Source organism: Bacillus sp. BC08, from assembly GCF_054326875.1.
Map to the genome: position 1 here is coordinate 322,485 of NZ_JBTGPA010000035.1, position 25,531 is coordinate 348,015.

Below are 25,531 nucleotides of genomic sequence, written 5' to 3' on the forward strand. Positions count from 1 at the left end.
CTCCTTTTCTTATTGAACGATATTTTGTACTCTACCGACTTGCCCGTCCTGCAATCGCACTTTAATGCCATGCGGATGGGAAGGGGAATTTGTTAAAATATCTTTTACAATTCCACGTGTTAATTTGCCTGTGCGTTGATCTTGTTTTAATACAATATCAACTTCAAGGCCGGGTGCGATATTAGAACGTTTTTGTCCGTTCATTTATACACCTGTACGTCTACGTTGGTTGTTTGTTTTCTTCGTTTGTTGGTTTTGTAATTTTTTTGTTTCTTGGCTTTGGTTTTTGGCAGTTTGACCGTTACCGTTACCTTGCTTTTTCTTTGCAAGTTGTTCACGCATTAAATCAGCTAAGCTTACTTTTTTGTTTTCTGACATGATAAGTCTCCTTTATATAAAGTTAATTATGAACTATCGTAGTAAATTTCATCATATCATTGTTATGGAAGGAAGGGAAGTTGGTTTGAAAATTCATATAATTCTTCACAGTATTCATTCGTTACGATACAATTAAAATGCTAATGTTTGTAAAAAAGGGGATAGACATATGTCAAATCAAATTTTATTAGTTGAAGATGATATTTCAATTCAAGAGATGGTGGAAAAGTATTTAATAAAAGAAGGCTTTCAAGTTACAATCGCGTCTGATGGAGAAGAAGGCGTGAACACATATTTAAAAGGTTCATTTGATTTGATTATTCTCGATATTATGATGCCAAAGTTAGATGGCTTAGAGGTTGTGCGAATCATTCGAGAAAAAAGTGCTGTTCCGATTTTAATGATGTCGGCAAAAGATACAGATGTTGATAAAGCTGTTGGATTAGGACTTGGAGCAGATGATTACATTTGTAAGCCGTTTTCTATGATTGAATTAGCTGCACGTGTAAAGGCAGGTATTCGGAGATCTACGAAATACTCGGCTACAGAAGAAACAGAAAAGATGATTCAAATTGGTGATTTAACAATTGATCTAATTAATTTTACGGTTGAAAAAAACGGGAAATCGCTCAAACTTACTTTAAAAGAATTTGAGATTTTAAAACTGTTCGTAAAAAATCAAAATCGTGTATTTACGAAAGCACAAATCTATACGTTAGTTTGGAACGAAGAGTATTACGGTGATGATAACGTTATTAACGTTCATATGAGAAGATTGCGTGAGAAAATTGAAAGTGATCCATCTAATCCAGAATATATTAAAACGTTATGGGGCATCGGCTATAAGTTGGAAGTGATGTAATATGGTCAATTTGTTACTGGGTATTATTTTTATATTGTTATGTATCATTTACATACAATATAAAATGAGAAAAAATAGTAGTAAAAATTTACGATACACATATGAAAAGTTGGGGAGTATTGTAAATGAACAAACAGGCGAGAAGTTACTCGTTATGACAGATGATCTAGAATTGCAAAAATTATTAGTGGCAATTAATCAATTATTAGATGCAAAACAGAAAACGAATGCAGATCATGCAAAAGTAGAAATTTCGATGAGAAAAATGCTTTCAAATATTTCGCATGATTTAAAGACACCATTAACAGTTATTCTTGGATATACAGAAATGTTAAATAAGGATAAAACGATGAATAAAGAAGAACAGCAAATATTACTTGAAAAGGTGCATGTGAAAACACTAGAAGTAATGGAACTGATTCATAAGTTTTTTGATTTAGCAAAATTAGAATCTGGTGACAAAGCAATTGAGATGACGAAAGTAAATATGAATGAAGTTTGTCGTGAGAAGATTTTATCTTTTTATGATTTAGTGACTGTGAAAGGATTTCAAGTTCATATTGATATACCAGAAAGAAATATATATGCACTTGGAAATGTAGAAGTATTAGGTAGAGTATTGAATAATTTAATATCAAATGCGATTACATATGGAGACGATGGAAAGACACTTGGTATGATGCTAAGAGATGATGAAACGAGTGTGTATATAGATGTATGGGATACAGGAAAAGGAATTGATGAATCTCATGTTGATAAAGTGTTTGAGCGTATGTACACACTTGAAGATTCGAGAAATAGGTTGTATCAAGGGAGCGGTTTAGGGTTAACGATTACAAAACGGCTTGTGGAAGCGATGGACGGAAAAATACATCTTTCTAGTAAGCCATATGAAAAAACAATTTTTACAGTTGTATTAAAAAAGATGCTGTTTTAGCTTGTAGAGAAGTAGATTCTACAAGCTTTTTTTTCAGCGTAAGGAATTTGTAAGGAACGGGTAAGAAAAAAGAGAATTCCGTTGTCTATTATAGAAGTATAAGGTAGTGCGAAAGGAGACAGTGACATGACATATATATTAAAAACGAATCAGTTAACGAAAGTATTTAAAGGGAAAGAAGTTATTTCTAGCGTTAACATGCATGTGAAAAAGGGAGAGATATACGGTTTCTTAGGACCGAATGGCGCAGGTAAAACAACGATTATGAAAATGATCACAAATTTAATAAAACCGACGAGCGGTGATATTGAAATTTTTGGTGAGAAGTTAACGGATACATCTTATGAATTGTTAAAGCGCATGGGGACAATTATCGAATATCCAATTTTTTATGATAAATTAACGGCGAAGGAAAACCTAGAGTTACATTGTGAATATATGGGGTATTACGATAAGAACGCAATTGATCATGCTTTACATTTAGTAAAACTGCACGGTATAGATGATAAAAAAGTAAAAGATTTTTCATTAGGGATGAAGCAACGACTTGGTATTGCAAGGGCGATCATGACAAAGCCAGAATTACTCATTTTAGATGAGCCAATTAACGGTTTAGATCCAATAGGTATTAAAGAATTACGAGACTTATTTAAAATGCTTTGCAAAGAATACGGCATTACATTATTAGTTTCTAGTCATATTTTAGGCGAGATGGAACAAATGGCAGATACAATTGGTGTGATTCAAAATGGAAAACTAATAAAAGAAGTTTCGATGAAGAGTATTAACGGAAAACAAACAGAGTACATTGAAATTACTGTTCCTGATGTGAAGCGTGCAGCTTATATTTTAGAAGATAAACTCGGTATAAAAAATTACAAAATAATGAGTGGAAACATGATTCGTGTATATGATACGTCAGCGTCTCAGCAAGCTATTTCAAAAGCACTTATTATGAACGATGTAGAAATTGAAAGTATTAATAAGAAACATAGTTCCTTAGAAGAATATTTCTTAAATGTAATGGATGGAGAAGGCATTCATGCTTAATGGATTGTTAGTGAATCTAGTAAGTGGATTGATTGTAATGTTCATAAGTGGGATTTTATATTATAAAAAACCTGAGTGGAAATGGCCGTTAATTTTACTAGTGATCGGAATGGTAAGCGTAGTTACGACTGGAATTAGAATGCTAGTAGCATAGAGATAGTTATGTCAGTAATGGAGGCTTGGTTTATATGTTTAAATTAATGAAACTTGAATGGAAGAAACATAAATTATCTAGTTACTTTAAAGGGGTAGCCATTTGTATTATAGCAATTTTTGCTGCGGTAAGTCTTATGGGGGTAGGAGCGAAAGGTGAAGGAGATGCGGCGCTCACTGATTTCACAAAGTATATGACTTTAGCAAACCTATTTATTAGGATGACTTTTCTTATTTTTAGTGCGGTCATTTTATCACGTTTAGTAATTGATGAGTATAAGAACAAAACAATGCAACTATTGTTTATGTATCCACTACAAAGGAAACTGCTAATGAGAGCGAAATTAACACTTGTTTTTAGTTTTTGTTTTATTAGCATGATTATCGCTACGTTCACTATTAGTTTGCTCATATTTTTTATGAACCCAATGATAGGGCTAATTGAAACACCTATTACGATGGGGGAAATAATAGCTACCGTTCCAGCTACTTTTATAAGTGCATTTATGATATCTGGTATTAGTTTAATTCCTTTATTTTTTGGGATGAGAAAGAAATCGGCACCGACAACGATTACTTCTGCAGTAATAATTGGGATGTTAGTGAACAGTAACGTTGGTCCTGGAAACGGTCAAGTAAGTATGTATGATTTTATATTTATCCCAATTGTACTCTGTTTATTAGGAATGTTTATTAGTTATCTATCGTATCGTAACATCGATAAGATCGATGTAGCGTGAAGGAAGCTTAAAACAACGACGAACTGGGGTATGAACAGTGAAAAAAATAATAGTAATTGCAATATTACTAATTACAATTGCTAGTGTGGTTTTTGGCTTTAAGACATCTCAGGGGAAAGATTTTAAGAAAGAAAAGTCTTTTGAGATAAATCATATAAAAGAAATAGAAGTGGACAATGAAAACTGGGATGTTGAATTTAAAAGTACAGACGCTAATAAAATAGTAATTTCCGCTCAAGGTCAACGAGTAGATAAAGAGGTAGATCCTGTCGAAATAGAACAAGCGGGGAATAAAGTTATAGTTAAGCAAAAACAAAAGGCGATCAGATTTTTTAATGGTTTTACGTTTCGGAAGAAAAATAGTATATCTATAGCTATTCCAAAGAAAGAAATAGATAAAATTGTATTAAATAATAAATCGGGTGATGTGAAAATAAGCGATATAGTAGTAAAAAGTATCGTGACAAAAAGCAAGTCTGGAGATGAAATGGTTGTAGGACTATCAGCCGAGAAAGGTGAATTCATATCGCAAAGTGGAGAGTTAGCTGTAAAAGATAGTTCAGTACAAGAATTAAATATAAAGTCTACGACTGGTGATAACTATATAACAAATGTAAAGAATTTAAATATGAACATCACTTCAACATCCGGTGAAGTATTACTGAAAGATATGAAAGAAGGAAAATCATTATTTGTAGAAACAAAATCAGGAGATATTGGTGTACGGTATAAAGGTGTTCCGACATCTTTAAAACTTGCGGCTAAAAGTAATTCGTCTGACGTAATGGTGAATGTAAATGGAATTAAAAAAGATAAAAATACAGAAAAAATAAAAGAAGGAACGATTGGTGATGCAAAAAACGAAGTGAAGATTTTAAGTAAAACAGGAGCGATTTATATCGATTAAAATGTAAAGGAAAGGAGGACTATCATGCTACGTCTTATGAAACTAGAAATGAAGAAGTTTAAGCTTGGATGGTATGTACGGGGAGCGATTATTGCAAATATCGCTATACTGGCATTATTGATCTCTATGAGCATCGTTTCTCAAATAGAAGGAGATCCAGAAATAAGAGATCCGCAGATGATTTTGTTAGCGGCTAGTACGTTAGTCAGAGCAACATTTATTATTTTTGGTAGTGTATTAATCGCAAGGTTAATAATTAATGAATATAAAAATAAAACAATACTACTTATGTTTTCTTATCCAATTAACCGAAAGAAAATGATGGTTAGTAAGTTGGCTATTACAGCAATATTAACATTTATAACAGTCATTTTATCTAATATTTTAGTAGTAGGAGTGTTCTTTGGGATAGATAGCTATTTTTCAATTCTTCCTAATTCATTCACAGTAGATCAATTGACGCGAGAAGGGATAAACCTTGTTCCTTTAGCTATTGCCACTGCTGGAATAAGTTTAATACCTCTATACTTCGGAATGCGTAAACGTTCAGTGCCAACTACAATTGTTTCATCCCTTATCGTTGTAGCAATTGCAATTAATAACAATCCAATGTTATCTACAGCAACTTTTCTTCCCCTTCAACTAGCACTTGCAGCAATTGGAGTTGTAATTGCATATTACGGAATTAAAAATATAGAGAAGGAAGATATAACTGTATGATAAGAATAAGAAAAAAGAGTTGGCGTTACACCAACTCTTTTTTGTATATGTATGCTTCGTTACTACTCTGTAAATTTGGAGTGTTTGCTTAAATACTCTTGCACTCCTGGAGAAATATTAAAGTTATTAGGACTTTTATATTCGATAGTAAATTCTCCATCTCTACTTGTCTCAAAGGAGATGGCATAGCTATTCATTTTAGCATCGTAAGAAGTATTTTTGACTTCCGCATCTAGATCAAAGTATTTTGTAATATATTCTTTTGATTCTGTAACTGCTGTTTGTTTCCCCCAAGGGGTACCATAACTTGTGAAATAAAGAGTTGCGCTAATAACTCCAATAATAGAAGTTAGTAAAATAGTTCCCATAACTATTTTTTTATTTTTTGTATTCAATTTGGTTACTCCTCTTCATAATATGTATTTATTTTAACCTATCTTTTCCATAAAACAACCATTTAGTAAAAAATAGTTTCACATGAAACAAGTTACAGAAAAAGACAAGGTTTGTAAATCCCTTGTCTTTTTTTGTTGTTACATTTTAGGAGCTTCCATTCCAGCTGCAGCCCATTCTTCTTTTGCTGGGCCATATACGCCAGGGACTGTTAAGCCAGCTTGTCGCATTAAAACCGTCATTTGTCCGCGATGGTGATTTTGGTGATTAATAAGTGTCATTAAAAATATAGAATTTGGCATAGGACGACCAAAGAAGTCATTAATAGTAGCTAAGTCTTTATCCATCCATTCGCCTTGAAGAGCTTCAACAAAAGCTACATTCACTTTACAGTATTGATTAGCAATTGTTGTTGCAGAAGTTGGTACAGGATAATCCTTCGTTTCTCCTTCAAACTTAAGCCCTGTGCCAGATAGTATAACAGGAATTGCAGTCACGATATGCCAAGCAACTCTGCCTAATGTCCAGTGCCCAGATGCAATTTCTTGTGATAAAGACTCATCTGTTAATGCATCGAGCATCTTTTGAGTAGACTCAGCTTCGTATGTCCATGATTGCAAGAAGCCTTCAATAGTTTGGTACATATTTATCCCTCCTAGTTATGTTCATAAGTTACATTCGTGAAAAAAAGATAGTTTCCTTTTGAACTATAAGAACGAATATAAAAAAAAGGCTTCTAACAAGAAGCCTCTTTTTTAACTAACCTTCTTCCCACTCTTCCTCATCAACCATAAGAAATAAGGTGCTTCAAGTACAGCAACGTTCAAGTTTGTGCTAACGATAAAGATTTGCATAATCGCTGAGCTAAGGGCTGAAATACCGATTCCTATTAAAGCAAGGGCTGTTGGGCTAAATCCTGATTTCCATGAAAAGAAAAGAACAATTCCAACTGCAAGTAGTCCGCTGATAAATGCACCAATTGGATTGAAATTTATATGTATATGCAGAATGGAGAAAAAGAATTTCGTTTGAGCAAGAAGGCGAAAGTACAAGCAAAAAGAGAGAGAATCGCATGTAATAATTACTAGAGTGTATGGAATGAATCTGTGTTTATCCCCACTAGGTAAAGTATTTCTTTGTTATTTAGATAGGTGTTCTAACTCGGTGATTGTACTTAAAAGATTGAATGTAAAGGACGTGATCAACATGTCTTCATGGAGCAATAATATAAATGGATATTGTGGGTGTAATAATCAAAATGGTGTACATGTTGATTCATGCTGTTTTAGTTGTGATGGGACAGTTCCTAAGCTGGGTCCAACAGGTCCGACGGGAGCAACGGGAATAACAGGAGTAACAGGTCCAACGGGAGCGACGGGAGCAACAGGAGCAACGGGTCCAACAGGTGACACAGGTCCAACGGGAGCAACGGGAATAACAGGAGCAACAGGTCCAACAGGAGCGACAGGAATAACAGGAGCAACGGGTCCGACGGGAGCAACAGGAATAACAGGAATAACAGGAGCAACGGGTCCGACGGGAGCAACAGGAATAACAGGAGTAACAGGTCCAACGGGAGCGACGGGAATAACAGGCCCAACGGGAGCAACGGGAATAACAGGCCCAACGGGAGCAACGGGAGCGACGGGAATAACAGGCCCAACGGGAGCAACGGGAGCAACGGGAGCAACGGGAGTAACAGGTCCAACAGGAGCGACGGGAATAACGGGAGCAACAGGTCCAACAGGAGCGACAGGAATAACAGGAGTAACGGGTCCGACGGGAGCAACAGGAATAACAGGAGCAACAGGTCCAACGGGAGCGACGGGAATAACAGGTCCAACGGGAGCAACGGGTCCAACAGGAGCGACAGGAATAACAAGCCCAACGGGAGCGACAGGAATAACAGGAGCAACGGGTCCAACGGGTCCAACAGGAGCAACAGGAGACACGGGGGCAACTGGTACAAGTATAACGGCAACATACGCTTTTGCAAATAATACATCGGGAACAGCGATATCGGTACTTCTTGGTGGAACGAATGTCCCGCTTCCAAATAATCAAAATATTGGTCCAGGTATTACTGTTTCTGGGGGGAATACAGTATTTACGGCTGCAAATGCTGGGAATTATTATATTTCATATACGATTAATATAACGGCTTCATTATTAGTCAGTTCGCGGATTACAATTAATGGTGCACCTCTTGCTGGAACGATCAATTCTCCAGCGTTAGCAACTACATCATTTAGTGCAACAATTATTACGACTCTTGCGGCTGGAAGTGCCATTAGTTTGCAACTATTTGGTTTGTTAGCTGTTGCAACGTTATCCACAACTACACCAGGAGCTGTGTTAACGATAATAAGATTAAGCTAAATAATAACTCTCTTATTCTTTTATAGATTAGGAGAGTTTATACATATAATAAGAAGTTAATGGAGTGAAGCATAGTTATATAAAAGTCAGAATATTATGATTGTAACGTTATGGCGACTATAATATAATGAAAACAACCATCATGAATGAACATTCATTTATTTTTTATGTATTTGAAGGGGGAATGAAGGTGGAAAAACCATGGTTGAAAAGTTATCCAGAAGAAATTCCAAGTACGATTTCTTATGATATTCAGCCGCTTCATGGATATGTGGAACAGGTGGCTTCTCGCTATCCAGAAAAGAAAGCGCTTCACTTTTTAGGGAAGGATATTACATTTTCAGACTTCCATGATAAGGTGAAGAGGTTTGCAAATTATCTCCAAAAGCTCGGTGTGGAAAAGGGTGATCGAGTTGCTATTATGTTGCCGAACTGTCCGCAATCTGTAATTGGTTATTATGGTACATTACTTGCAGGAGGTATCGTAGTACAAACAAATCCACTATATACAGAAAGAGAATTAGAGTACCAGCTTCATGACTCGGGAGCAAAAGTAATTCTTTGTCTTGATTTAGTGTTTCCAAGAGTAACAAATGTTCAAGCTGCTACAAAAATTGAACATATTATCGTAACCCGTATTGCGGACTTTTTACCCTTCCCTAAAAATTTACTTTACCCATTTGTACAAAAAAAGCAGGCAAATCTTGTTGTGAATGTGTCGGAAAGTGAAACGATTCATCTATGGAAATCAGTAGAACGAGAAAGTAATGTTAATGTTGAAGTTCCTTGTGATCCTGAAAATGATCTAGCTCTTTTACAGTATACAGGGGGAACAACGGGATTTCCAAAAGGGGTTATGTTGACGCATAAAAACCTTGTTTCGAACACTTTAATGGGAGCACATTGGCTATATAATTGTAAAGAAGGAGAAGAAGTAATTCTTGGTGTTCTTCCGTTCTTTCATGTGTATGGGATGACAGCTGTAATGAATTTAAGTATTATGCAAGGGTATAAAATGGTGCTGATTCCGAAGTTTGATATGAAAATGGTTTTTGAAGCAATAAAAAAACATAAAGTCACACTATTTCCAGGGGCACCAACCATTTATATTGCTCTATTAAATAGTCCCCTCTTAAAAGAATATGATATTTCTTCTATCGAGGCTTGTATTAGTGGATCTGCCCCGCTTCCTGTAGAAGTGCAGGAAGAGTTTGAGAGAGTTACAGGTGGCAAATTGGTAGAAGGTTATGGATTAACGGAGTCGTCGCCAGTTACACATGGGAATTTTTTGTGGGAAAAACGCGTGCCAGGAAGTATTGGTGTGCCGTGGCCAGATACAGAGGCAAACATTATGTCACTTGAAACTGGAGAGGCTTTACCTCCGGGTGAAATTGGTGAAATTGTTGTAAAGGGTCCTCAAATTATGAAAGGGTATTGGAATAAGCCAGAAGAAACAGCCGCTGTATTACAAGACGGATGGCTTCATACAGGGGATGTTGGTTACATGGATGAAGATGGATTTTTCTATGTGAAAGATCGTAAGAAAGATATGATTGTTGCGAGTGGATTTAATGTGTATCCTCGTGAAGTAGAAGAAGTATTATATGAGCATGAAAAAGTGCAAGAAGTAGTAACGATTGGAATTCCAGATCCGTACCGAGGAGAAACAGTTAAAGCATTTGTTGTGTTAAAAGAAGGTATGGAGTGTTCTGAGGAAGAATTAAACCAGTTTGCGCGTAAATATTTAGCGGCTTATAAAGTGCCGAAAGTATATGAGTTTAGAGATGAACTGCCGAAAACGACAGTCGGAAAAATTTTACGTCGTGTCCTAATAGATGAAGAGAAAAAAAAGAATGAGGATGAGCAAACGGGCTAAGGCCCTTTCTTTTTGAAAAAATAGGATTGACACTTTTCTAAATAGTCAGTATTATAAGAATATGAATGACTATTCATTCAGTCATCTTCTTGAAGGGGACAGTAAAGTGAAGAAAAATAGACCGAAATACAATCAAATTATTGATGCGGCAGTCATTGTGATTGCGGAGAATGGGTACCACCAAGCGCAAGTTTCTAAAATAGCAAAGCAAGCTGGGGTAGCTGATGGCACGATTTACTTATATTTTAAAAATAAAGAAGATATATTAATATCCTTATTCCAAGAGAAGATGGGAGAATTTGTCGAAACAATTCGTCAAAAAACAGCAGGAATTGAAAGCGCTGTATCGAAATTGTTCATGTTGGTAGAAACGCACTTCTTGCTGTTGTCACAAAATTTTCCTCTTGCTATCGTTACGCAATTAGAGCTAAGACAGTCCAATCAAGACTTACGCCTGAAAATAAATGAAGTATTAAAAGGCTACTTACAAGTTATGGATGAGATTTTAGAGACAGGTATAAAGCAAGGTGAATTCCAAGCGGATTTAAATGTTCGCGTGGCAAGACAAATGATCTTTGGAACAGTAGATGAAGTTGTGACCAATTGGGTAATGAGCGATCATAAGTATGATCTGGTCGCACTTTCAAAAACGGTACATGGGCTACTTATTGCAGCTTGTGGTTATCGTCAATAATGGGAGGGATCATGTTGAAATTCCTATCTGTAAGAGTTGAAGATCATATTGGGGTGGCGACGTTAAATCATGCGCCAGCTAACGCGATGTCTTCACAAGTTATGCATGACGTTACTGAATTAATTGATCAAGTGGAGAAGGATGATAACATTCGTGTTGTTGTTATTCACGGTGAAGGGCGCTTCTTCTCGGCGGGAGCAGATATTAAAGAATTTACATCTGTTACTGAAGCGAAGCAAGCGACAGAATTAGCGCAGCTTGGACAAGTTACGTTTGAGCGTGTTGAAAAATGTTCAAAACCAGTTATCGCGGCAATTCATGGAGCGGCACTTGGCGGCGGCCTTGAGTTTGCTATGTCTTGCCACATGCGCTTTGCAACTGAAAGTGCAAAACTTGGTTTACCTGAGTTAACACTTGGATTAATTCCTGGATTTGCAGGTACACAGCGATTACCACGTTATGTTGGGAAAGCGAAAGCTTGTGAAATGATGTTAACAAGTACACCGATTACTGGTGCAGAGGCATTAAAATGGGGACTTGTTAACGGAGTTTTTGCTGAAGAAACATTTTTAGATGATACGCTTAAAGTTGCAAAACAGATTGCTGGAAAAAGCCCAGCGACGACTCGTGCTGTACTAGAGTTATTGCAAACGACGAAATCGTCTCATTATTATGAAGGTGTACAACGCGAAGCTCAAATCTTTGGTGAAGTATTTACGGGTGAAGATGGAAGAGAAGGTGTAGCAGCGTTTTTAGAAAAGCGTAAACCTTCATTTAGTGGCAGGTAGTTCAATTATTTTTTTAATATAAATTAACAGAAAATTAAAATTGATAGAATCTTTCTGAAAAACAAGGGGGTAAATGGAATGAACATCTACGTACTCATGAAACGAACATTTGATACAGAAGAAAAAATCGTAATTAAAAACGGTGCAATTTACGATGGCGAAGCGGAATTCATCATCAACCCTTACGACGAATATGCGATTGAAGAAGCAATTCAAGTAAGAGACGCACAAGGTGGCGAAGTTACTGTTGTAACAGTCGGTGGCGAAGAAAGTGAGAAAGAACTTCGTACGGCATTAGCGATGGGCTGCGATAAAGCGGTATTAATTAATATTGAAGATGATGTTGAAAATGGTGACCAGTTCACGACAGCAAAAGTACTTGCTGAATATTTAAAAGATAAAGATGCAGATTTAATTTTAGGTGGGAACGTTGCAATTGATGGTGCATCTGGACAAGTTGGTCCACGTGTAGCTGAAGCGTTAAATATTCCATACGTAACGACAATTACAAAACTTGAAATTGACGGTACAAATGTGAAGATTGAGCGTGATGTTGAAGGTGATACGGAAGTGATTGAAACTTCATTACCAGTTTTAGTAACAGCACAACAAGGTTTAAATGAACCGCGTTATCCATCGCTTCCAGGTATTATGAAGGCGAAGAAAAAGCCACTAGAAGAAGTAGAATTAGATGATTTAGATTTAGAAGAAGATGATGTGGAAGCAAAGACAAAAACAATTGAAATCTATTTGCCTCCTAAGAAAGATGCAGGAAAAGTGTTACAAGGCGAGCTGCAAGATCAAGTAAAAGAACTTGTATCGTTGCTCCATACAGAAGCGAAAGTAATCTAATAAAATACGAAATTATATATGCAGGAGGGAAAATCTATGGCTCGTAAAGTATTGGTAATGGGTGAGGTTCGTGATGGATCGCTACGTAACGTTTCGTTTGAAGCGGTAGCAGCAGCAAAAACAATTGCAGAAGGCGGTGAAGTAGTAGGTCTTCTAGTTGGAGACAGCGTTGCCTCTTTTGCAAATGAATTGATTCATTACGGTGCAGATCGCGTTGTGACAGTTGAAAATGATAAATTAAAATCATATACATCTGATGGATATGCACAAGCATTTTTAGCTGTATATGCTGAAGAAAAGCCAGAGGGTATTGTATTTGGGCATACAGCACTTGGTAAAGATTTATCACCAAAATTAGCAGCGAAACTTGAAGCTGGTCTAGTTTCTGACGTAACTGCTTTAGAAGTTGAAGGTGGAAATGTTATCTTCACACGTCCAATCTACTCTGGTAAAGCATTTGAGAAGAAGATTGTAACAGACGGTATCTTATTTGCGACAGTGCGTCCAAATAACATTGCAACGCTTGAAAAAGATGAGTCTCGCAGTGGTGACGTATCTTCTATTACAGTAGATGTAAAAGACCTACGTACAATCATTCAAGATGTCGTCCGTAAAACTGCAGAAGGTGTTGATCTTTCTGAAGCGAAAGTTATTATCGCTGGCGGACGCGGTGTGAAGAGTGAAGAAGGATTCAAGCCATTAAAAGAGTTAGCTGACGTATTAGGCGGCGCTGTTGGAGCATCTCGTGGTGCTTGTGACGCTGAGTATTGCGATTACTCATTACAAATTGGTCAAACTGGTAAAGTTGTTACGCCAGACTTATACATTGCATGCGGTATTTCGGGCGCGATTCAGCATTTAGCTGGTATGTCTAACTCGAAAATAATCGTTGCGATTAATAAAGATCCAGAGGCAAGCATCTTCAAAGTAGCTGACTATGGTATTGTTGGTGATTTATTTGAAGTCTTACCTCTTTTAACAGAAGAGTTTAAAAAGTTAAAAGTACATTCATGATTTGAGTACCCTTGAGTTCCAAGTGAAGTACCCCTATATATAGAAAAAGGTGAGAGATCCCCTGTCTCTCATCTTTTTAGTATGTAATCCGTATTTTTATATAGTATAAAGGAACACTTTTTTGTTACAATACATAACGATACATATTATTCGCCACGTATATAAGTTAATGATATACTCTTGGTAGAATATACTTGAAGGAGGAAATAAAATGGCAATTGTAAACGCAAATGACCAAAGCTTCGCAGCTGAAACTAGCGAAGGTGTTGTATTATTAGATTTCTGGGCACCATGGTGTGGACCTTGTAAAATGATCGCTCCTGTATTAGAGGAAATTGATGCAGAACTAGGCGAAAAAGTAAAAGTAGTAAAAGTAGACGTGGATGAAAACCAAGAAACTGCTCGTCAATTCGAAGTAATGAGTATTCCAGCTCTTTTCGTATTAAAAGACGGTAAAGTAGTTGATCAAGCGTTAGGTTACAAACCGAAAGAAGCGTTAGTAGAATTAGTTTCTAAACACTTCTAAAATAAAGGAGCTGCCATTTGGTAGCTTTTTTTATTTTCCTTTTTTACACCTTTCCGTTACAATGAAAGAACGTATGTTGGGTGTTTTGGCATAGTATGTTTTCATGTGAAAATAAAGATGCTAAGCATGTAGAAATGGAGGGTGACGAGTGCACGAACATTTAAAAGAGAAGCTGGCTATTTTACCAGATCAACCTGGTTGTTATTTAATGAAAGATAAGCAAGGAACGGTTATATATGTCGGAAAGGCAAAAGTGCTTAAAAATCGTGTGCGCTCGTACTTTACTGGTTCACATGATGGAAAAACACTTCGGCTTGTAGGAGAAATTGTAGATTTTGAATATATTGTAACCTCCTCAAATCTAGAGGCTCTCATTTTAGAGTTAAATTTAATAAAAAAACATGATCCAAAATATAATATTCAATTAAAAGACGATAAAACATATCCTTTTATTAAAATTACAGCTGAGAAACAGCCGCGATTACTCATTACACGAAACGTAAAAAAGGATAAAGGAAAGTATTTTGGCCCTTATCCGAATGCACAATCAGCTCATGAAACGAAAAAATTGCTAGATCGTATGTATCCGCTTCGTAAGTGCTCAAATATGCCTGATAAAGTTTGTTTATATTATCATATGGGTCAATGTTTAGCACCGTGTGTGAAAGAAGTGACGGAAGAACAAAACAAAGAAATTGTAGATGAAATTATTAAATTTTTAAATGGTGGACATAAAGAAGTTCGTTCAGAATTAGAAACAAAGATGTATGAAGCTTCAGAGAAACTAGAATTTGAACGTGCAAAAGAGTTACGTGATCAAATTGCGCATATCGATGCGATTATGGAAAAACAAAAGATGATCATGAGTGACTTAGTGGATCGTGATGTGTTTGGATATGCAGTTGATAAAGGATGGATGTGTGTTCAAGTTTTCTTCGTTCGAAAAGGAAAGCTAATTGAACGTGACGTTTCTATGTTTCCAATTTACGATGAACCAGAAGAGGGGTTTTTAACGTTTATTGGTCAATTTTATGAGAACAGCAGTCATTTTAAGCCGAAGGAAGTTGTCGTTCCAGGAAGTATAGACTCAGAGTTAGTAGAGCGCTTTTTAGAAGTGGAAGCGACACAACCGAAACGTGGTAAGAAAAAAGATCTTGTAGAATTAGCAAATAAAAATGCGAAGATTGCTCTTGAAGAGAAATTCTATTTAATTGAACGTGATGAAGAGCGAACGATTAAAGCGGTAGATCAGTTAGGAAAGCAGCTTGGGATTGAAACACCTTATCGTATTGAGGCGTTTGATAACTCAAATATTCAAGGGACGAATCCTGTTTCTGCAATGATTGCTTTTATCGATGGGAAACCAGCTAAGAAAGAATACAGGAAATATAAAATTAAAACGGTTCAAGGGCCAGATGATTATGAGTCTATGAGAGAAGTTGTGAGACGCCGTTATACAAGGGCACTGAAAGAGAGTTTGCCTTTACCAGATTTAATCATTATTGATGGTGGAAAAGGTCATCTGGCAGCTGTAAGTGATGTTCTAGAAAATGAACTCGGTTTATATATTCCGATGGCAGGTCTTGTAAAAGATGACAAACATAAAACCTCCCATTTAATTATTGGAGATCCACCTGAACCTGTGATGCTTGAGCGAAATAGCCAAGAATTTTATTTATTGCAGCGCATTCAAGATGAAGTGCATCGATTTGCGATTACATTTCATCGTCAATTACACGGGAAATCTGTTATTCAATCAGCACTAGATGATATTCCAGGAATCGGTGATAAACGGAAAAAGGTATTGTTAAAACATTTTGGTTCATTAAAGAAGATGAAGGAAGCTTCTGTAGCTGAATTTGTCGAAGCGGGTATGCCGAAAAATGTCGCAGAAACGATTTATACTTATTTAGCGGATAAGAAGACGTTGTAGTTTACAACGTCTTCTATTTCTTGGTATAATTTCTGAAGATTTAAAATAAACCTAACTGAATGAAAATACAAAAAAGTCAACTAAACTTATATGTCTAGTTGACTGTAGGTAATGCTACACTTCAATGAGATCTTTTATATCCCATTTCACAAGAAATGTAATAGAGTCTGAACGTTTTTTCTTTTCTTCATAGGACTCTGCAACGACGTTTCGTTGTTTTTGAATTTGTTCAGCGATGAATCCAGCTTCTAATTGATAAGAAGAATGTCTGTTTTGTTTTTGGCGTTCAGCGATGAGTGTGCCTTTAAGTTGGAACTGCATTTCACGACGCTTATGTTCAATAATGCTTAAAGTGCCCCAGCCAGCTTTTTCGAAGAACTGAATGACTTCTTCAGTTGTTTCTAGTGGATATTTTCTTGCAAGGTTTCTACCGGACCAGTATAAAATACCATCTAAATCGTTACCGATTAAATCAGGTAGTAATTCTTCACGTAGCAATTCATAAGCGAAGGCGTTCAATGAAACATCTTCTAAAGATGTTGTATCGATTGTATTTTTACTCACAATATTCCCCTCTTTCTATAGGGATTATTATATAACATTTCTCATTTATAAAAACAGATTTTTCTTTGGGAAAATCTGAATATATAAGAAGAAAAAAAGAATTGGCAAATTATATGCAAATTATGTATACGTTTTCTTGACGCTTCGACAAAAATAGGAGTAAAATGAACTTGGTATCAAATTATGCTGAAATATTTCGAATAATTTTTTCAGTTTTTCTTATGCCAATAGTGAAAAAACATTATTGTTGTAAACTAATCTGAAAACAGCAGTCAAACATTCAAGGGGGGTAATGGGGACATGAAAGGCCGCGAGTATACGTTTCGTAAGTGGCACTCATTAATGGGGGTCATCCCGGTTGGTGTCTTTTTGACGCAACATTTAATTGTAAACAACTTTGCAACACGAGGAGCAGAGGCTTTTAACAAAGCTGCAGGCTTTATGGAGCTCCTTCCATTCCGGTACGCGCTAGAGATTTTCATCATCTTTTTACCGATACTGTACCATGCTATATATGGCTTATATATTGCATTTACAGCTAAGAACAATGCGGTTTCTTACGGTTATTTCCGTAACTGGATGTTCGTCTTCCAAAGAATTTCAGGTATCGTTACGCTGATTTTCATTTCTTGGCACGTCTGGGAAACTCGTATTCAAGCAATGTTAGGTAAAGAGGTAAACTATGATATGATGGCAGATATTTTAAACAATCCAGCTATGTTTGCATTCTACTTAGTCGGTGTTGTTTCAACAATTTTCCACTTTGCAAATGGACTATGGACATTCTGCATCAGCTGGGGAATTACAGTATCTCCACGTTCACAAAGAATCTCTACTTATGTAACATTAGCTATTTTCTTAGGTCTATCTTATGTAGGTGTGAGTGCATTATTAGCGTTCATCGATCCACAGCTAGCAAACCAGTAAGGAGTGGGAGAGCATGAAAGGGAAACTTATAGTAGTCGGCGGTGGCTTGGCTGGCTTAATGGCAACGATTAAAGCGGCGGAAGCAGGAGTAAATGTTGAACTGTTTTCTTTAGTACCAGTAAAACGTTCGCATTCTGTATGTGCCCAAGGTGGAATTAACGGTGCCGTAAATACGAAAGGTGAAGGGGATTCTCCATGGATCCACTTTGACGATACAATTTATGGTGGGGACTTCTTAGCGAACCAACCACCAGTTAAAGCAATGTGTGAAGCAGCACCTGGTATCATTCATTTAATGGACCGTATGGGTGTTATGTTCAACCGTACGGAAGAAGGACTTCTTGATTTCCGTCGTTTTGGTGGAACACAACATCACCGTACAGCATTTGCTGGTGCAACAACTGGACAGCAATTACTATACGCATTAGATGAGCAAGTACGTCGTCACGAAGTAGCAGGACTTGTAACGAAATACGAAGGTTGGGATTTCTTACGAGCTGTTGTGGATGACGAAGGTGTGTGCCGAGGAATCGTTGCACAAGACTTACAAACAATGGAGATTAAAAGTTTCCAAGCTGATGCCGTGATTATGGCAACAGGGGGCCCTGGTATCATCTTTGGAAAATCAACTAACTCTATTATTAATACAGGTACAGCAGCTTCTGCTGTATATCAACAAGGCGCATATTATGCAAACGGCGAGTTCATTCAAATTCATCCAACGGCAATTCCTGGAGACGATAAATTACGTCTTATGAGTGAATCTGCACGTGGTGAAGGTGGCCGTGTTTGGACATATAAAGATGGTAAACCATGGTACTTCCTAGAAGAAAAATATCCGGCTTACGGAAACCTTGTACCTCGTGATATTGCAACGCGTGAAATCTTTGACGTTTGCGTAGAGCAAAAACTAGGTATTAACGGTGAAAACATGGTGTACTTAGATCTTTCTCATAAAGATCCAAAAGAACTAGATATTAAACTTGGTGGAATTATTGAAATCTATGAGAAGTTTACAGGTGATGATCCTCGTAAACTACCAATGAAAATCTTCCCAGCAGTTCACTATTCAATGGGCGGACTATGGGTTGATTATAAGCAGATGACAAGTATTCCAGGTTTATTTGCAGCAGGTGAGTGTGATTATTCTATGCACGGTGGTAACCGCCTTGGTGCGAACTCACTATTATCAGCAATTTACGGTGGTATGGTAGCAGGACCGAATGCGATTGAGTATATGAAAGGTCTTTCTAAATCATCTGATGCAGTTTCATCTACTGTATATGAACAAAATGAATTAATCGAAACAGAGAAATTTAACAATATTTTAACGCTCAATGGTAACGAAAATGCGTATGTTCTTCATAAAGAGCTTGGAGAATGGATGACAGATAACGTTACAGTAGTTCGTGAAAATAAAAAGTTATTAGAAACAGATGCGAAAATTGAAGAGCTAATGGCTCGTTACAAACGTATTAACATTAACGATACAGCAAGATGGAGTAACCAAGGTGCTTCATTTACACGCCAACTTGCGAATATGTTTGAATTAGCACGTGTTATTACAATTGGCGCATATAACCGTAATGAGAGCCGCGGGGCGCATTACAAACCTGAATTCCCAAATCGTGATGATGCAAACTTCTTAAAAACTACGATGGCGAAATTTGAAGGAGAAGGAAATGCACCAGCATTCCATTACGAAGAAGTGGATGTTTCATTAATTAAACCACGTAAACGTGACTATTCCTCAAAACATGATGTAGCTGCTAAGGGTGAAGAGAAGGGGGATAAGCAACATGTCTGAGAAAACAATCCGCCTCATCATTACGAGACAAGATGGACCAGATGCACAAGAGTTTGACCAAGAGTTTGAAATTCCATATCGTCCAAATATGAACATTATTTCGGCACTGATGGAAATTCGTCGTAATCCTGTTGATTCAAAAGGAAATCAGACGACTCCGATTGCATGGGATATGAACTGTTTAGAGGAAGTATGTGGCGCATGTTCGATGGTGATTAACGGAAAACCACGTCAATCATGTACAGCTCTTATTGATCAGTTAGAACAACCAATCCGCTTAAAGCCGATGAAGACATTCCCAGTTGTACGTGACTTACAAGTTGACCGTAGTCGCATGTTTAACGCTCTAAAACGCGTTAAAGCTTGGATTCCAATTGATGGTACGTATGACTTAGGACCAGGACCAAGAATGCCTGAGAAGAAACGTCAATGGGCTTATGAGCTTTCAAAATGTATGACATGTGGTGTTTGCTTAGAGTCATGTCCAAACGTAAATAGTAAATCTGACTTTATTGGACCAGCACCGTTATCACAAGCTCGTTTATTCAACTCACATCCAACGGGTGAAATGCATAAAGCAGATCGCTTACGTGCAATTATGGGAGATGGAGGACTTGCAAACTGTGGTAACTCTCAAAACTGTGTGCAATCATGTCCAAAGGGTATTCCATTAACAACTTCAATTGCGGCATTAAACCGTGATACAACAATTCAATCGTTCAAAGATTTCTTTGGTAGCGACAATAACTATTAATAAATATTGCCTCTTCATGTTGAAGAGGCAATATTTATAACTTTATTTTTCTGTTTATTCTGTTTATTTTAAGGCGAAAAGGAGAGGGAACAATGAAGAGAATTTCTTATATTGAAGATTTTGAGCAATGGGAAAGTGGTTTTTCATTTTATAATCCTGTAAAAGTTCGTTTTGGTGAAGTAGATATGTTTGGACATGTAAATAATGTCGTTGCCTTTACTTATTTTGAAGAAGCACGTATCGCATTGTTTAAAGAACTTGGATTTATGCAAGAATGGACGCATGAATCTTCAGAAGCGATGATCGTTGTTGCAGATTTACAATGCAATTTTATTAAGCAAATATATTTTGATGAACAGTTGAAGGTGTATGTAAAAGCGGGAGCGGTTGGGAATTCTTCTTTAGATTTGCATTATATGGTGAAGAATGCAGAAGGAGAAGTTTGTTTAGTTGGTCGTGGAATGATGGTTCAAGCATCGAAAAAAACAGGAAAAGGCGAACCGTGGCCTGAAGAGTGGAAGAAAAAATTACTACAATGATAGAGTAAAAGAAAAATAAGAGAGCAATTTGCTCTCTTATTTTTTGTCTTTCATTGCTTCTTCTAATGTTAAATGATGTTTATATATGTATGTAGCGTATGGATTACCAACGTAGCGCAAATGCCACGGTTCATATGCGTATTCTGTTGTTTCTGTTTTATCTTCTAAATAGCGAATGACAAAGCCAAATTCATGAGCATGTTCCGCAACCCATTTTCCTTCGGCTGTCTCTCCGAAAATAGGCTCTAGTTGGAATTTAGCAGATTTTGAACTAATATCCATTGCTAAACCAGTTTGATGTTCACTCGTACCAGGAATGGCACTTACTGAATCAGCTTCAGCTTTTCCTTGACGTCTAACGTATGTATCATGTAATGATTTCTGGCGTTTGTATGAACGATAACCAGATACAGCTGTAAGTTCTAGTCCTTCTTTCTTTGCTGCTTCAAACATATTTTCAAGCGCATCTGCAGCATCTTTACGCAGCAATGTTTTTTCTTTATCTTTTGGACTAGTAAATGGTACGTTTGGTCTTGTTAAGTCTTCAGGTATGTATCCGTCTGGTAGTTTTCGATGTTTATTAACTAAGACAAGGTTAGACTCTGGATTTGTTACAACGGAAAAATCATTCTCTAGCTTCTTTGCATTATGATCAGCTTTTGGAAAAGCAGGAATCTCTTCTTTTTGGTGATTACTATGCTGTTGACTTTCGACAGCTTTCGCCTCATTTTGTAGTGGTGATTTAGAACTAAAGTAAGCGAAAGAAGTGATACCGATTACAATAGTAGTGGCAGAAATAATGATTATCTTTTTCATGATACCTTGTAATCACATTCCTTTCTTAATAAAATATGTATCGTTTTTTATTATAAGTCTAGTTTACTGAAAAAGAAATATAAGAGTCGTAACGTAATAGAAATGCAAAGAAAATGTCAGAAAATGTGTGAAATTGTAGTATTTTTTCATTTAATTCATTTCTTATCTTTCATGAAATGAATTTTTTATGTAATATATATACATAAGAAGATGTAGCGATTATCGAGAATAAAGAACTTCTTGTATAGACTAGGAGTGAATGGGAATGGATTTTGCAACAATTATTGGGCTTATTTTAGGATTTGTAGCGGTAGTAGTAGGGATGGTCGTCAAGGGCGCTGACGTAAATGCCTTATTGAATCCTGCCGCAGCATTAATTATTTTTATCGGTACATTTGCTGCAGTATGTATAGCATTTCCGATGAATCAACTAAAAAGGGTTCCAAAATTATTTAAAGTTCTTTTTGGTTCAAATAAAAAGGATTTAAGTTATGAACAGTTGCTAGAATTGTTTGTTCATTGGACATCAGAAAGTAGAAAATACGGTATTTTGTCTTTAGAGCAACAATTAGACAAAATTCAAGATGAATTTCTTTTGCGTGGTATGAAATTTGTGATTGATGGCGTATCCGCAGAAGATTTAGAGCAGATTTTAGAAGCTGAATTAGAAGCAATTGAAGAAAGGCATGCAAAAGGAGCGGCAATTTTTTCTCAAGCTGGTACATATGCACCGACATTAGGGGTATTAGGTGCTGTTATTGGTCTTGTAGCTGCACTTGGCAATTTAACTGATATTGAAAAGTTAGGTCACGCTATTTCGGGTGCGTTTATTGCAACGATTTTTGGTATTTTTTCAGGCTATGTATTATGGCATCCATTTGCAAATAAATTAAAGCAAAAATCTGCAGCTGAATTAGAGAAAAAACGTTTAATTATTGATTGTTTATTAATGTTACAAGAGGGTACATATCCGTTTATTATGAAGAACCGCATTTTAGGTGCACTTTCTGCAACTGAGCGTAAAAAGCTTGAAAAAGGGGCAGAAAAAAATGCGGAGTAAAAAAAATAGAAGACGTAAGAAGAAAAAGCATGATGAACATATCGATGAAACTTGGTTAATCCCTTATTCTGATATGTTAACGTTGTTATTTGCATTGTTCATCGTTTTATTTGCGATGAGTAGTATAGATGCTGCGAAGTTTAAACAGATGGCAGTTGCTTTTCGAAGTGAATTAGCCGGTGGAACAGGTAACAAAGAATTTTTAAGTGATCAAAAGCCAAATGATGAAAAAGAATTATCAGCAAGTAGCCTTGAGGCAGAACAAGCAAAAAAACAAGAAGAAGCTAGAGCGAAAGAAAAAAAAGAGATGGATGAATTGAAAGCATTACAAAAAAAGATTGATCAATATATTAATGAAAAACAATTATCCTCTTCTTTTCAAACTAAATTAACTGAAAAGGGATTAATGGTGACAATATTAGAGAATATACTGTTTGATTCGGGGAAAGCAGATGTGAAATTAGAATCTTTAGGGATTGCAAAAGAGATGTCTAGCTTACTTGTTTCAGCGTCACCTCGTGAAATTACAGTATCGGGCCATACGGATAATGTCCCTATTGCCAATGCGCAATTTGCATCGAATTGGGAATTAAGTACGCAGCGGGCAGTTAATTTTATGCAAGTATTACTGCAAAATAAAGAATTACAACCAGAAAAATTTAGTGCGATTGGTTACGGAGAATACCGTTCGATTGCTCCAAACGATACACAAGAAGGAAAGGCAAAGAATAGACGTGTGGAAGTATTTATCTTGCCTTTAACAGAGAAAGTAAAATAAAAGAGGATGGCGAATGCCATCCTCTTTTATTTTGCATCAAATGATTTTAAGTTGTCGCGACGGATTTTATCTTTTTCTGCATCTGATTTTTTGAAATCATAATCATATAAAGCGCCTTCCCAATCACCATACATCGGATTCGGGAAAATAATAAATTTCTCACCAAATTGTGCTTTTGAATCTGCGACTGCTTGATTTCGATCTTTTACAGATTTTCCATCAAAACCAGTGAAATCAGATAAGTTATCGCCGAAGAATAAGACGATATCATGTGTTTGCGAAACGAGTTCACGGCGTTTTTCTTTTCCTTTTTCTTTCGGATCTTGTAGTAATATATGTTCTTTCGTTGCTTGAGGAGCACCTACACGCTCAAGATTTTTAATTGTTGCATCTAGTTGATTCGTTTTACGATTTGAGATGTAGTAAATATCTACACCTTTAGATTCTGTATATTTTAAGAAATCAATTGCGCCTGGAAGGGCTTCAGCTTCAGCTTTATTAATCCAGTCATCCCATTTATACGGGTAGCCTTTTCCTGTCTTTACACTCATTGCTTGATGAGGACTGTTATCTAAAACAGTTTCATCTAAATCCAGTACGATAGCAGGTTTTTTCTCTGTCCCTTTTGCAAGAATTGCATCGAGCTTTAATTGACCGATATTGTATCCTTGGTAGTAAAGTGCTTTCGTCTCACCAGCTGTTTGATACCATAAATCAGCCATTAATTGCTGGTCTGTTAATTTTGCCGTCTCTTCTTTCGCCACAGTTTTCTCTTGTGTTCCTGAACATGCTACAAGCGATGTAGATAGAACCGCTACAGATAATAAAGTGGTAATGCCCCTCTTCATCTTCATATGTATCCTCCTTGATGTTAGAAAATCAGTTAATATTATATATCGAAAAATAATATTTTTTGTATGAACATTTGCATATTGTCTTTTGTATATATAGTAGTATGTCCTATATTAGAAAGATGAGAAAAAATGATGGGAATTATTTTGACAAGTTTAATTGTCGAAATGACAATTATAATTGACAAATCGCATGATATTATTTACAATTTTAACTAAATAGAACAAATGATGGATTAAGGAGATGTTACATTTTAAAAGGGTGAAGCGTAGTGCTATATTTTATCCTGCATAAACATAGTCTTTGAAAGAGAGTATGAATGATATTAAAGGGGAGGCTTTATACTTTGAGTTTACAAATTCAAAACTTAACGAAACTATTTGGAGAATCAAAAGCAGTTAACGGCTTGCAAATTTCGTTACCTAAAGGTGAAGTGCTAGGATTACTTGGGCGAAATGGTGCAGGGAAAACAACGACAATCAAAATGCTTCTCGGATTATTAACGCCTAATGAAGGCTCTATTACATGGGATGGAAAAACATTTGGGACTAGTGGGGTAACAATTGGATATTTACCAGAAGAGAGAGGTTTATATACAAAAAGTAGAGTAATAGACCAGTTGCGATATTTTGGTAGATTAGAAGGAATGACGAAAAAAGAAGTAGATCTTGCTATTGATCACTGGTTAGAGCGATTGGCAATACCGGAATATAAATTTAAAACGGCAGGAGAGCTTTCAAAAGGGAACCAGCAAAAAATCCAATTGATTGCTGCTCTTCTTCATAATCCTGAACTTCTCATTTTAGATGAACCATTTAGCGGACTGGATCCAGTTAATGCTGGGATGTTAGCTAGCATTATTGAAGAACAAGTACAGAGCGGAAAGACAATTATTTTATCCAGTCATCGTATGGAACAAGTAGAGGCTTTTTGCCAACATGTATGTATTTTGAAAAAGGGCGAAGCAGTCGTAAAAGGCCAGTTAAGTGATATTAAAAAAGAATACGGTTTCCGCAATTTAACGATTGAAGATACAGAAGAGAATGCGAAGGGATTAAAAGCTATTCATGTATCGTATGAAAAACAACAAGGTCTTCTTTATGTGCAAGTACAAGATGATGCAGAAGCTCTAAAGATTTTACAACAGTTGCAAGAACAAGGTATTAGCTTACGACAATTTAAAATGTTAGAGCCGACGTTAAACGAAATCTTTGTAGAGAGGGCGAAATAAC

At 36.4% G+C, this 25,531-nt stretch carries 29 protein-coding genes and 1 pseudogene; 22 read left to right on the forward strand and 8 right to left on the reverse strand.

The annotated features are described in order from the left end of the window. Positions 1 to 9: 9 nt before the first annotated feature. Together ACXVYO_RS19745 and ACXVYO_RS19750 are read right to left on the reverse strand one after the other, a co-directional pair. A complete protein-coding gene (locus tag ACXVYO_RS19745) occupies positions 10 to 204 on the reverse strand; it encodes a YwbE family protein (protein WP_001014310.1) in 195 nt (64 codons plus the stop codon). Next, positions 205 to 378 carry a hypothetical protein gene (locus ACXVYO_RS19750; protein ID WP_001293582.1) on the reverse strand — a complete coding sequence of 58 codons (174 nt, stop codon included), beginning with the start codon at positions 376 to 378 and terminating at the stop codon, positions 205 to 207. Positions 379 to 547: 169 nt separating this feature from the next. Here ACXVYO_RS19750 and ACXVYO_RS19755 point away from each other — a divergent pair, with 169 nt between their 5' ends. The 7 genes from ACXVYO_RS19755 (at position 548) to ACXVYO_RS19785 (ending at position 5,747) form a co-directional block, all read left to right on the forward strand. Next, positions 548 to 1,240 carry a response regulator transcription factor gene (locus ACXVYO_RS19755; RefSeq protein ID WP_458468284.1) on the forward strand — a complete coding sequence of 231 codons (693 nt, stop codon included), beginning with the start codon at positions 548 to 550 and terminating at the stop codon, positions 1,238 to 1,240. Between the two features lies 1 nt (position 1,241). Further along, positions 1,242 to 2,177, forward strand: coding sequence for a HAMP domain-containing histidine kinase (locus ACXVYO_RS19760; RefSeq protein ID WP_458468285.1), 936 nt, complete (start codon positions 1,242 to 1,244; stop codon positions 2,175 to 2,177). Positions 2,178 to 2,303: 126 nt separating this feature from the next. After that, positions 2,304 to 3,227, forward strand: a complete 924-nt coding sequence (locus tag ACXVYO_RS19765) for an ABC transporter ATP-binding protein (protein WP_458468286.1) — start codon at positions 2,304 to 2,306, stop codon at positions 3,225 to 3,227. Beyond that, positions 3,220 to 3,381: a hypothetical protein gene (locus tag ACXVYO_RS19770; protein WP_176523314.1), complete on the forward strand. Its 162-nt coding sequence runs from the start codon at positions 3,220 to 3,222 to the stop codon at positions 3,379 to 3,381. Before ACXVYO_RS19765 ends, ACXVYO_RS19770 begins: the two co-directional genes overlap by 8 nt. Before the next feature lie 34 nt (positions 3,382 to 3,415). Continuing rightward, the gene (locus ACXVYO_RS19775; protein WP_458468287.1) at positions 3,416 to 4,120 is read left to right on the forward strand and encodes an ABC transporter permease; all 705 of its coding nucleotides are present in this window, start codon (positions 3,416 to 3,418) and stop codon (positions 4,118 to 4,120) included. Positions 4,121 to 4,157: 37 nt separating this feature from the next. Continuing rightward, entirely contained in the window at positions 4,158 to 5,027 is an 870-nt protein-coding gene (locus ACXVYO_RS19780) for a DUF4097 family beta strand repeat-containing protein (RefSeq protein ID WP_458468288.1), read from the forward strand. Between the two features lie 24 nt (positions 5,028 to 5,051). Next, entirely contained in the window at positions 5,052 to 5,747 is a 696-nt protein-coding gene (locus ACXVYO_RS19785) for an ABC transporter permease (protein WP_458468289.1), read from the forward strand. Between the two features lie 62 nt (positions 5,748 to 5,809). Here the strand turns inward: ACXVYO_RS19785 and ACXVYO_RS19790 are convergent, their stop codons facing one another. From ACXVYO_RS19790 to ACXVYO_RS19800, 3 genes and pseudogenes are all read right to left on the reverse strand, one after another. Next, positions 5,810 to 6,142: a YfjL-like protein gene (locus ACXVYO_RS19790; RefSeq protein ID WP_458468290.1), complete on the reverse strand. Its 333-nt coding sequence runs from the start codon at positions 6,140 to 6,142 to the stop codon at positions 5,810 to 5,812. 138 nt (positions 6,143 to 6,280) lie between these two features. Then, entirely contained in the window at positions 6,281 to 6,784 is a 504-nt protein-coding gene (locus ACXVYO_RS19795) for a DinB family protein (protein ID WP_458468291.1), read from the reverse strand. Between the two features lie 171 nt (positions 6,785 to 6,955). Next, a pseudogene (locus ACXVYO_RS19800) lies at positions 6,956 to 7,192 on the reverse strand (iron chelate uptake ABC transporter family permease subunit); the annotation flags it as partial. Between the two features lie 154 nt (positions 7,193 to 7,346). Here ACXVYO_RS19800 and ACXVYO_RS19805 point away from each other — a divergent pair. The 8 genes from ACXVYO_RS19805 (at position 7,347) to uvrC (ending at position 16,202) form a co-directional block, all read left to right on the forward strand. Continuing rightward, positions 7,347 to 8,519 carry a BclA C-terminal domain-containing protein gene (locus ACXVYO_RS19805; protein WP_458468292.1) on the forward strand — a complete coding sequence of 391 codons (1,173 nt, stop codon included), beginning with the start codon at positions 7,347 to 7,349 and terminating at the stop codon, positions 8,517 to 8,519. A 190-nt stretch (positions 8,520 to 8,709) separates the two neighbouring features. Beyond that, positions 8,710 to 10,395: a long-chain-fatty-acid--CoA ligase gene (locus tag ACXVYO_RS19810; protein ID WP_063261313.1), complete on the forward strand. Its 1,686-nt coding sequence runs from the start codon at positions 8,710 to 8,712 to the stop codon at positions 10,393 to 10,395. A 106-nt stretch (positions 10,396 to 10,501) separates the two neighbouring features. After that, entirely contained in the window at positions 10,502 to 11,089 is a 588-nt protein-coding gene (locus tag ACXVYO_RS19815; RefSeq protein WP_080492543.1) for a TetR/AcrR family transcriptional regulator, read from the forward strand. 11 nt (positions 11,090 to 11,100) lie between these two features. Next, a complete protein-coding gene (locus ACXVYO_RS19820; RefSeq protein ID WP_458468293.1) occupies positions 11,101 to 11,877 on the forward strand; it encodes an enoyl-CoA hydratase in 777 nt (258 codons plus the stop codon). A gap of 78 nt (positions 11,878 to 11,955) precedes the next feature. Beyond that, positions 11,956 to 12,729, forward strand: a complete 774-nt coding sequence (gene etfB, locus ACXVYO_RS19825; protein WP_063261310.1) for an electron transfer flavoprotein subunit beta — start codon at positions 11,956 to 11,958, stop codon at positions 12,727 to 12,729. Between the two features lie 36 nt (positions 12,730 to 12,765). After that, positions 12,766 to 13,743, forward strand: coding sequence for an electron transfer flavoprotein subunit alpha (etfA, locus tag ACXVYO_RS19830; RefSeq protein ID WP_061677092.1), 978 nt, complete (start codon positions 12,766 to 12,768; stop codon positions 13,741 to 13,743). A gap of 211 nt (positions 13,744 to 13,954) precedes the next feature. Continuing rightward, positions 13,955 to 14,269: a thioredoxin gene (trxA, locus tag ACXVYO_RS19835; RefSeq protein ID WP_001018943.1), complete on the forward strand. Its 315-nt coding sequence runs from the start codon at positions 13,955 to 13,957 to the stop codon at positions 14,267 to 14,269. A gap of 148 nt (positions 14,270 to 14,417) precedes the next feature. After that, positions 14,418 to 16,202 (forward strand): excinuclease ABC subunit C, encoded by a 1,785-nt coding sequence (gene uvrC / locus ACXVYO_RS19840; protein WP_061677093.1) that lies wholly within the window; start codon positions 14,418 to 14,420, stop codon positions 16,200 to 16,202. A 114-nt stretch (positions 16,203 to 16,316) separates the two neighbouring features. Here the strand turns inward: uvrC and ACXVYO_RS19845 are convergent, their stop codons facing one another. After that, positions 16,317 to 16,766 (reverse strand): YslB family protein, encoded by a 450-nt coding sequence (locus ACXVYO_RS19845; protein ID WP_000042227.1) that lies wholly within the window; start codon positions 16,764 to 16,766, stop codon positions 16,317 to 16,319. A gap of 300 nt (positions 16,767 to 17,066) precedes the next feature. On the opposite strand from ACXVYO_RS19845, the gene sdhC reads away from it, so the two are divergent. The 4 genes from sdhC (at position 17,067) to ACXVYO_RS19865 (ending at position 20,793) form a co-directional block, all read left to right on the forward strand. Beyond that, positions 17,067 to 17,693, forward strand: a complete 627-nt coding sequence (sdhC, locus tag ACXVYO_RS19850; protein WP_000678354.1) for a succinate dehydrogenase cytochrome B558 — start codon at positions 17,067 to 17,069, stop codon at positions 17,691 to 17,693. Positions 17,694 to 17,706: 13 nt separating this feature from the next. Continuing rightward, positions 17,707 to 19,500: a succinate dehydrogenase flavoprotein subunit gene (sdhA, locus tag ACXVYO_RS19855; RefSeq protein WP_064472621.1), complete on the forward strand. Its 1,794-nt coding sequence runs from the start codon at positions 17,707 to 17,709 to the stop codon at positions 19,498 to 19,500. After that, positions 19,493 to 20,254, forward strand: a complete 762-nt coding sequence (gene sdhB, locus ACXVYO_RS19860) for a succinate dehydrogenase iron-sulfur subunit (RefSeq protein WP_001291830.1) — start codon at positions 19,493 to 19,495, stop codon at positions 20,252 to 20,254. The genes sdhA and sdhB overlap by 8 nt, the downstream gene beginning before the upstream one ends. A 92-nt stretch (positions 20,255 to 20,346) precedes the next feature. Further along, the gene (locus ACXVYO_RS19865; protein WP_097844056.1) at positions 20,347 to 20,793 is read left to right on the forward strand and encodes an acyl-CoA thioesterase; all 447 of its coding nucleotides are present in this window, start codon (positions 20,347 to 20,349) and stop codon (positions 20,791 to 20,793) included. 36 nt (positions 20,794 to 20,829) lie between these two features. On the opposite strand, the gene ACXVYO_RS19870 is transcribed toward ACXVYO_RS19865, so the two are convergent. Beyond that, the gene (locus ACXVYO_RS19870; protein ID WP_458468294.1) at positions 20,830 to 21,609 is read right to left on the reverse strand and encodes a M15 family metallopeptidase; all 780 of its coding nucleotides are present in this window, start codon (positions 21,607 to 21,609) and stop codon (positions 20,830 to 20,832) included. 265 nt (positions 21,610 to 21,874) lie between these two features. Between ACXVYO_RS19870 and motA the strand changes: the two genes are divergently transcribed. Then, positions 21,875 to 22,669: a flagellar motor stator protein MotA gene (motA, locus tag ACXVYO_RS19875; protein ID WP_076540523.1), complete on the forward strand. Its 795-nt coding sequence runs from the start codon at positions 21,875 to 21,877 to the stop codon at positions 22,667 to 22,669. Further along, the gene (gene motB / locus ACXVYO_RS19880; RefSeq protein ID WP_098238397.1) at positions 22,659 to 23,447 is read left to right on the forward strand and encodes a flagellar motor protein MotB; all 789 of its coding nucleotides are present in this window, start codon (positions 22,659 to 22,661) and stop codon (positions 23,445 to 23,447) included. Before motA ends, motB begins: the two co-directional genes overlap by 11 nt. Before the next feature lie 26 nt (positions 23,448 to 23,473). On the opposite strand, the gene ACXVYO_RS19885 is transcribed toward motB, so the two are convergent. Continuing rightward, a complete protein-coding gene (locus ACXVYO_RS19885) occupies positions 23,474 to 24,301 on the reverse strand; it encodes a 5'-nucleotidase, lipoprotein e(P4) family (protein ID WP_097844053.1) in 828 nt (275 codons plus the stop codon). 344 nt (positions 24,302 to 24,645) lie between these two features. Here ACXVYO_RS19885 and ACXVYO_RS19890 point away from each other — a divergent pair, with 344 nt between their 5' ends. After that, a complete protein-coding gene (locus ACXVYO_RS19890; RefSeq protein WP_340421147.1) occupies positions 24,646 to 25,530 on the forward strand; it encodes an ABC transporter ATP-binding protein in 885 nt (294 codons plus the stop codon). Position 25,531: the final 1 nt, after the last annotated feature.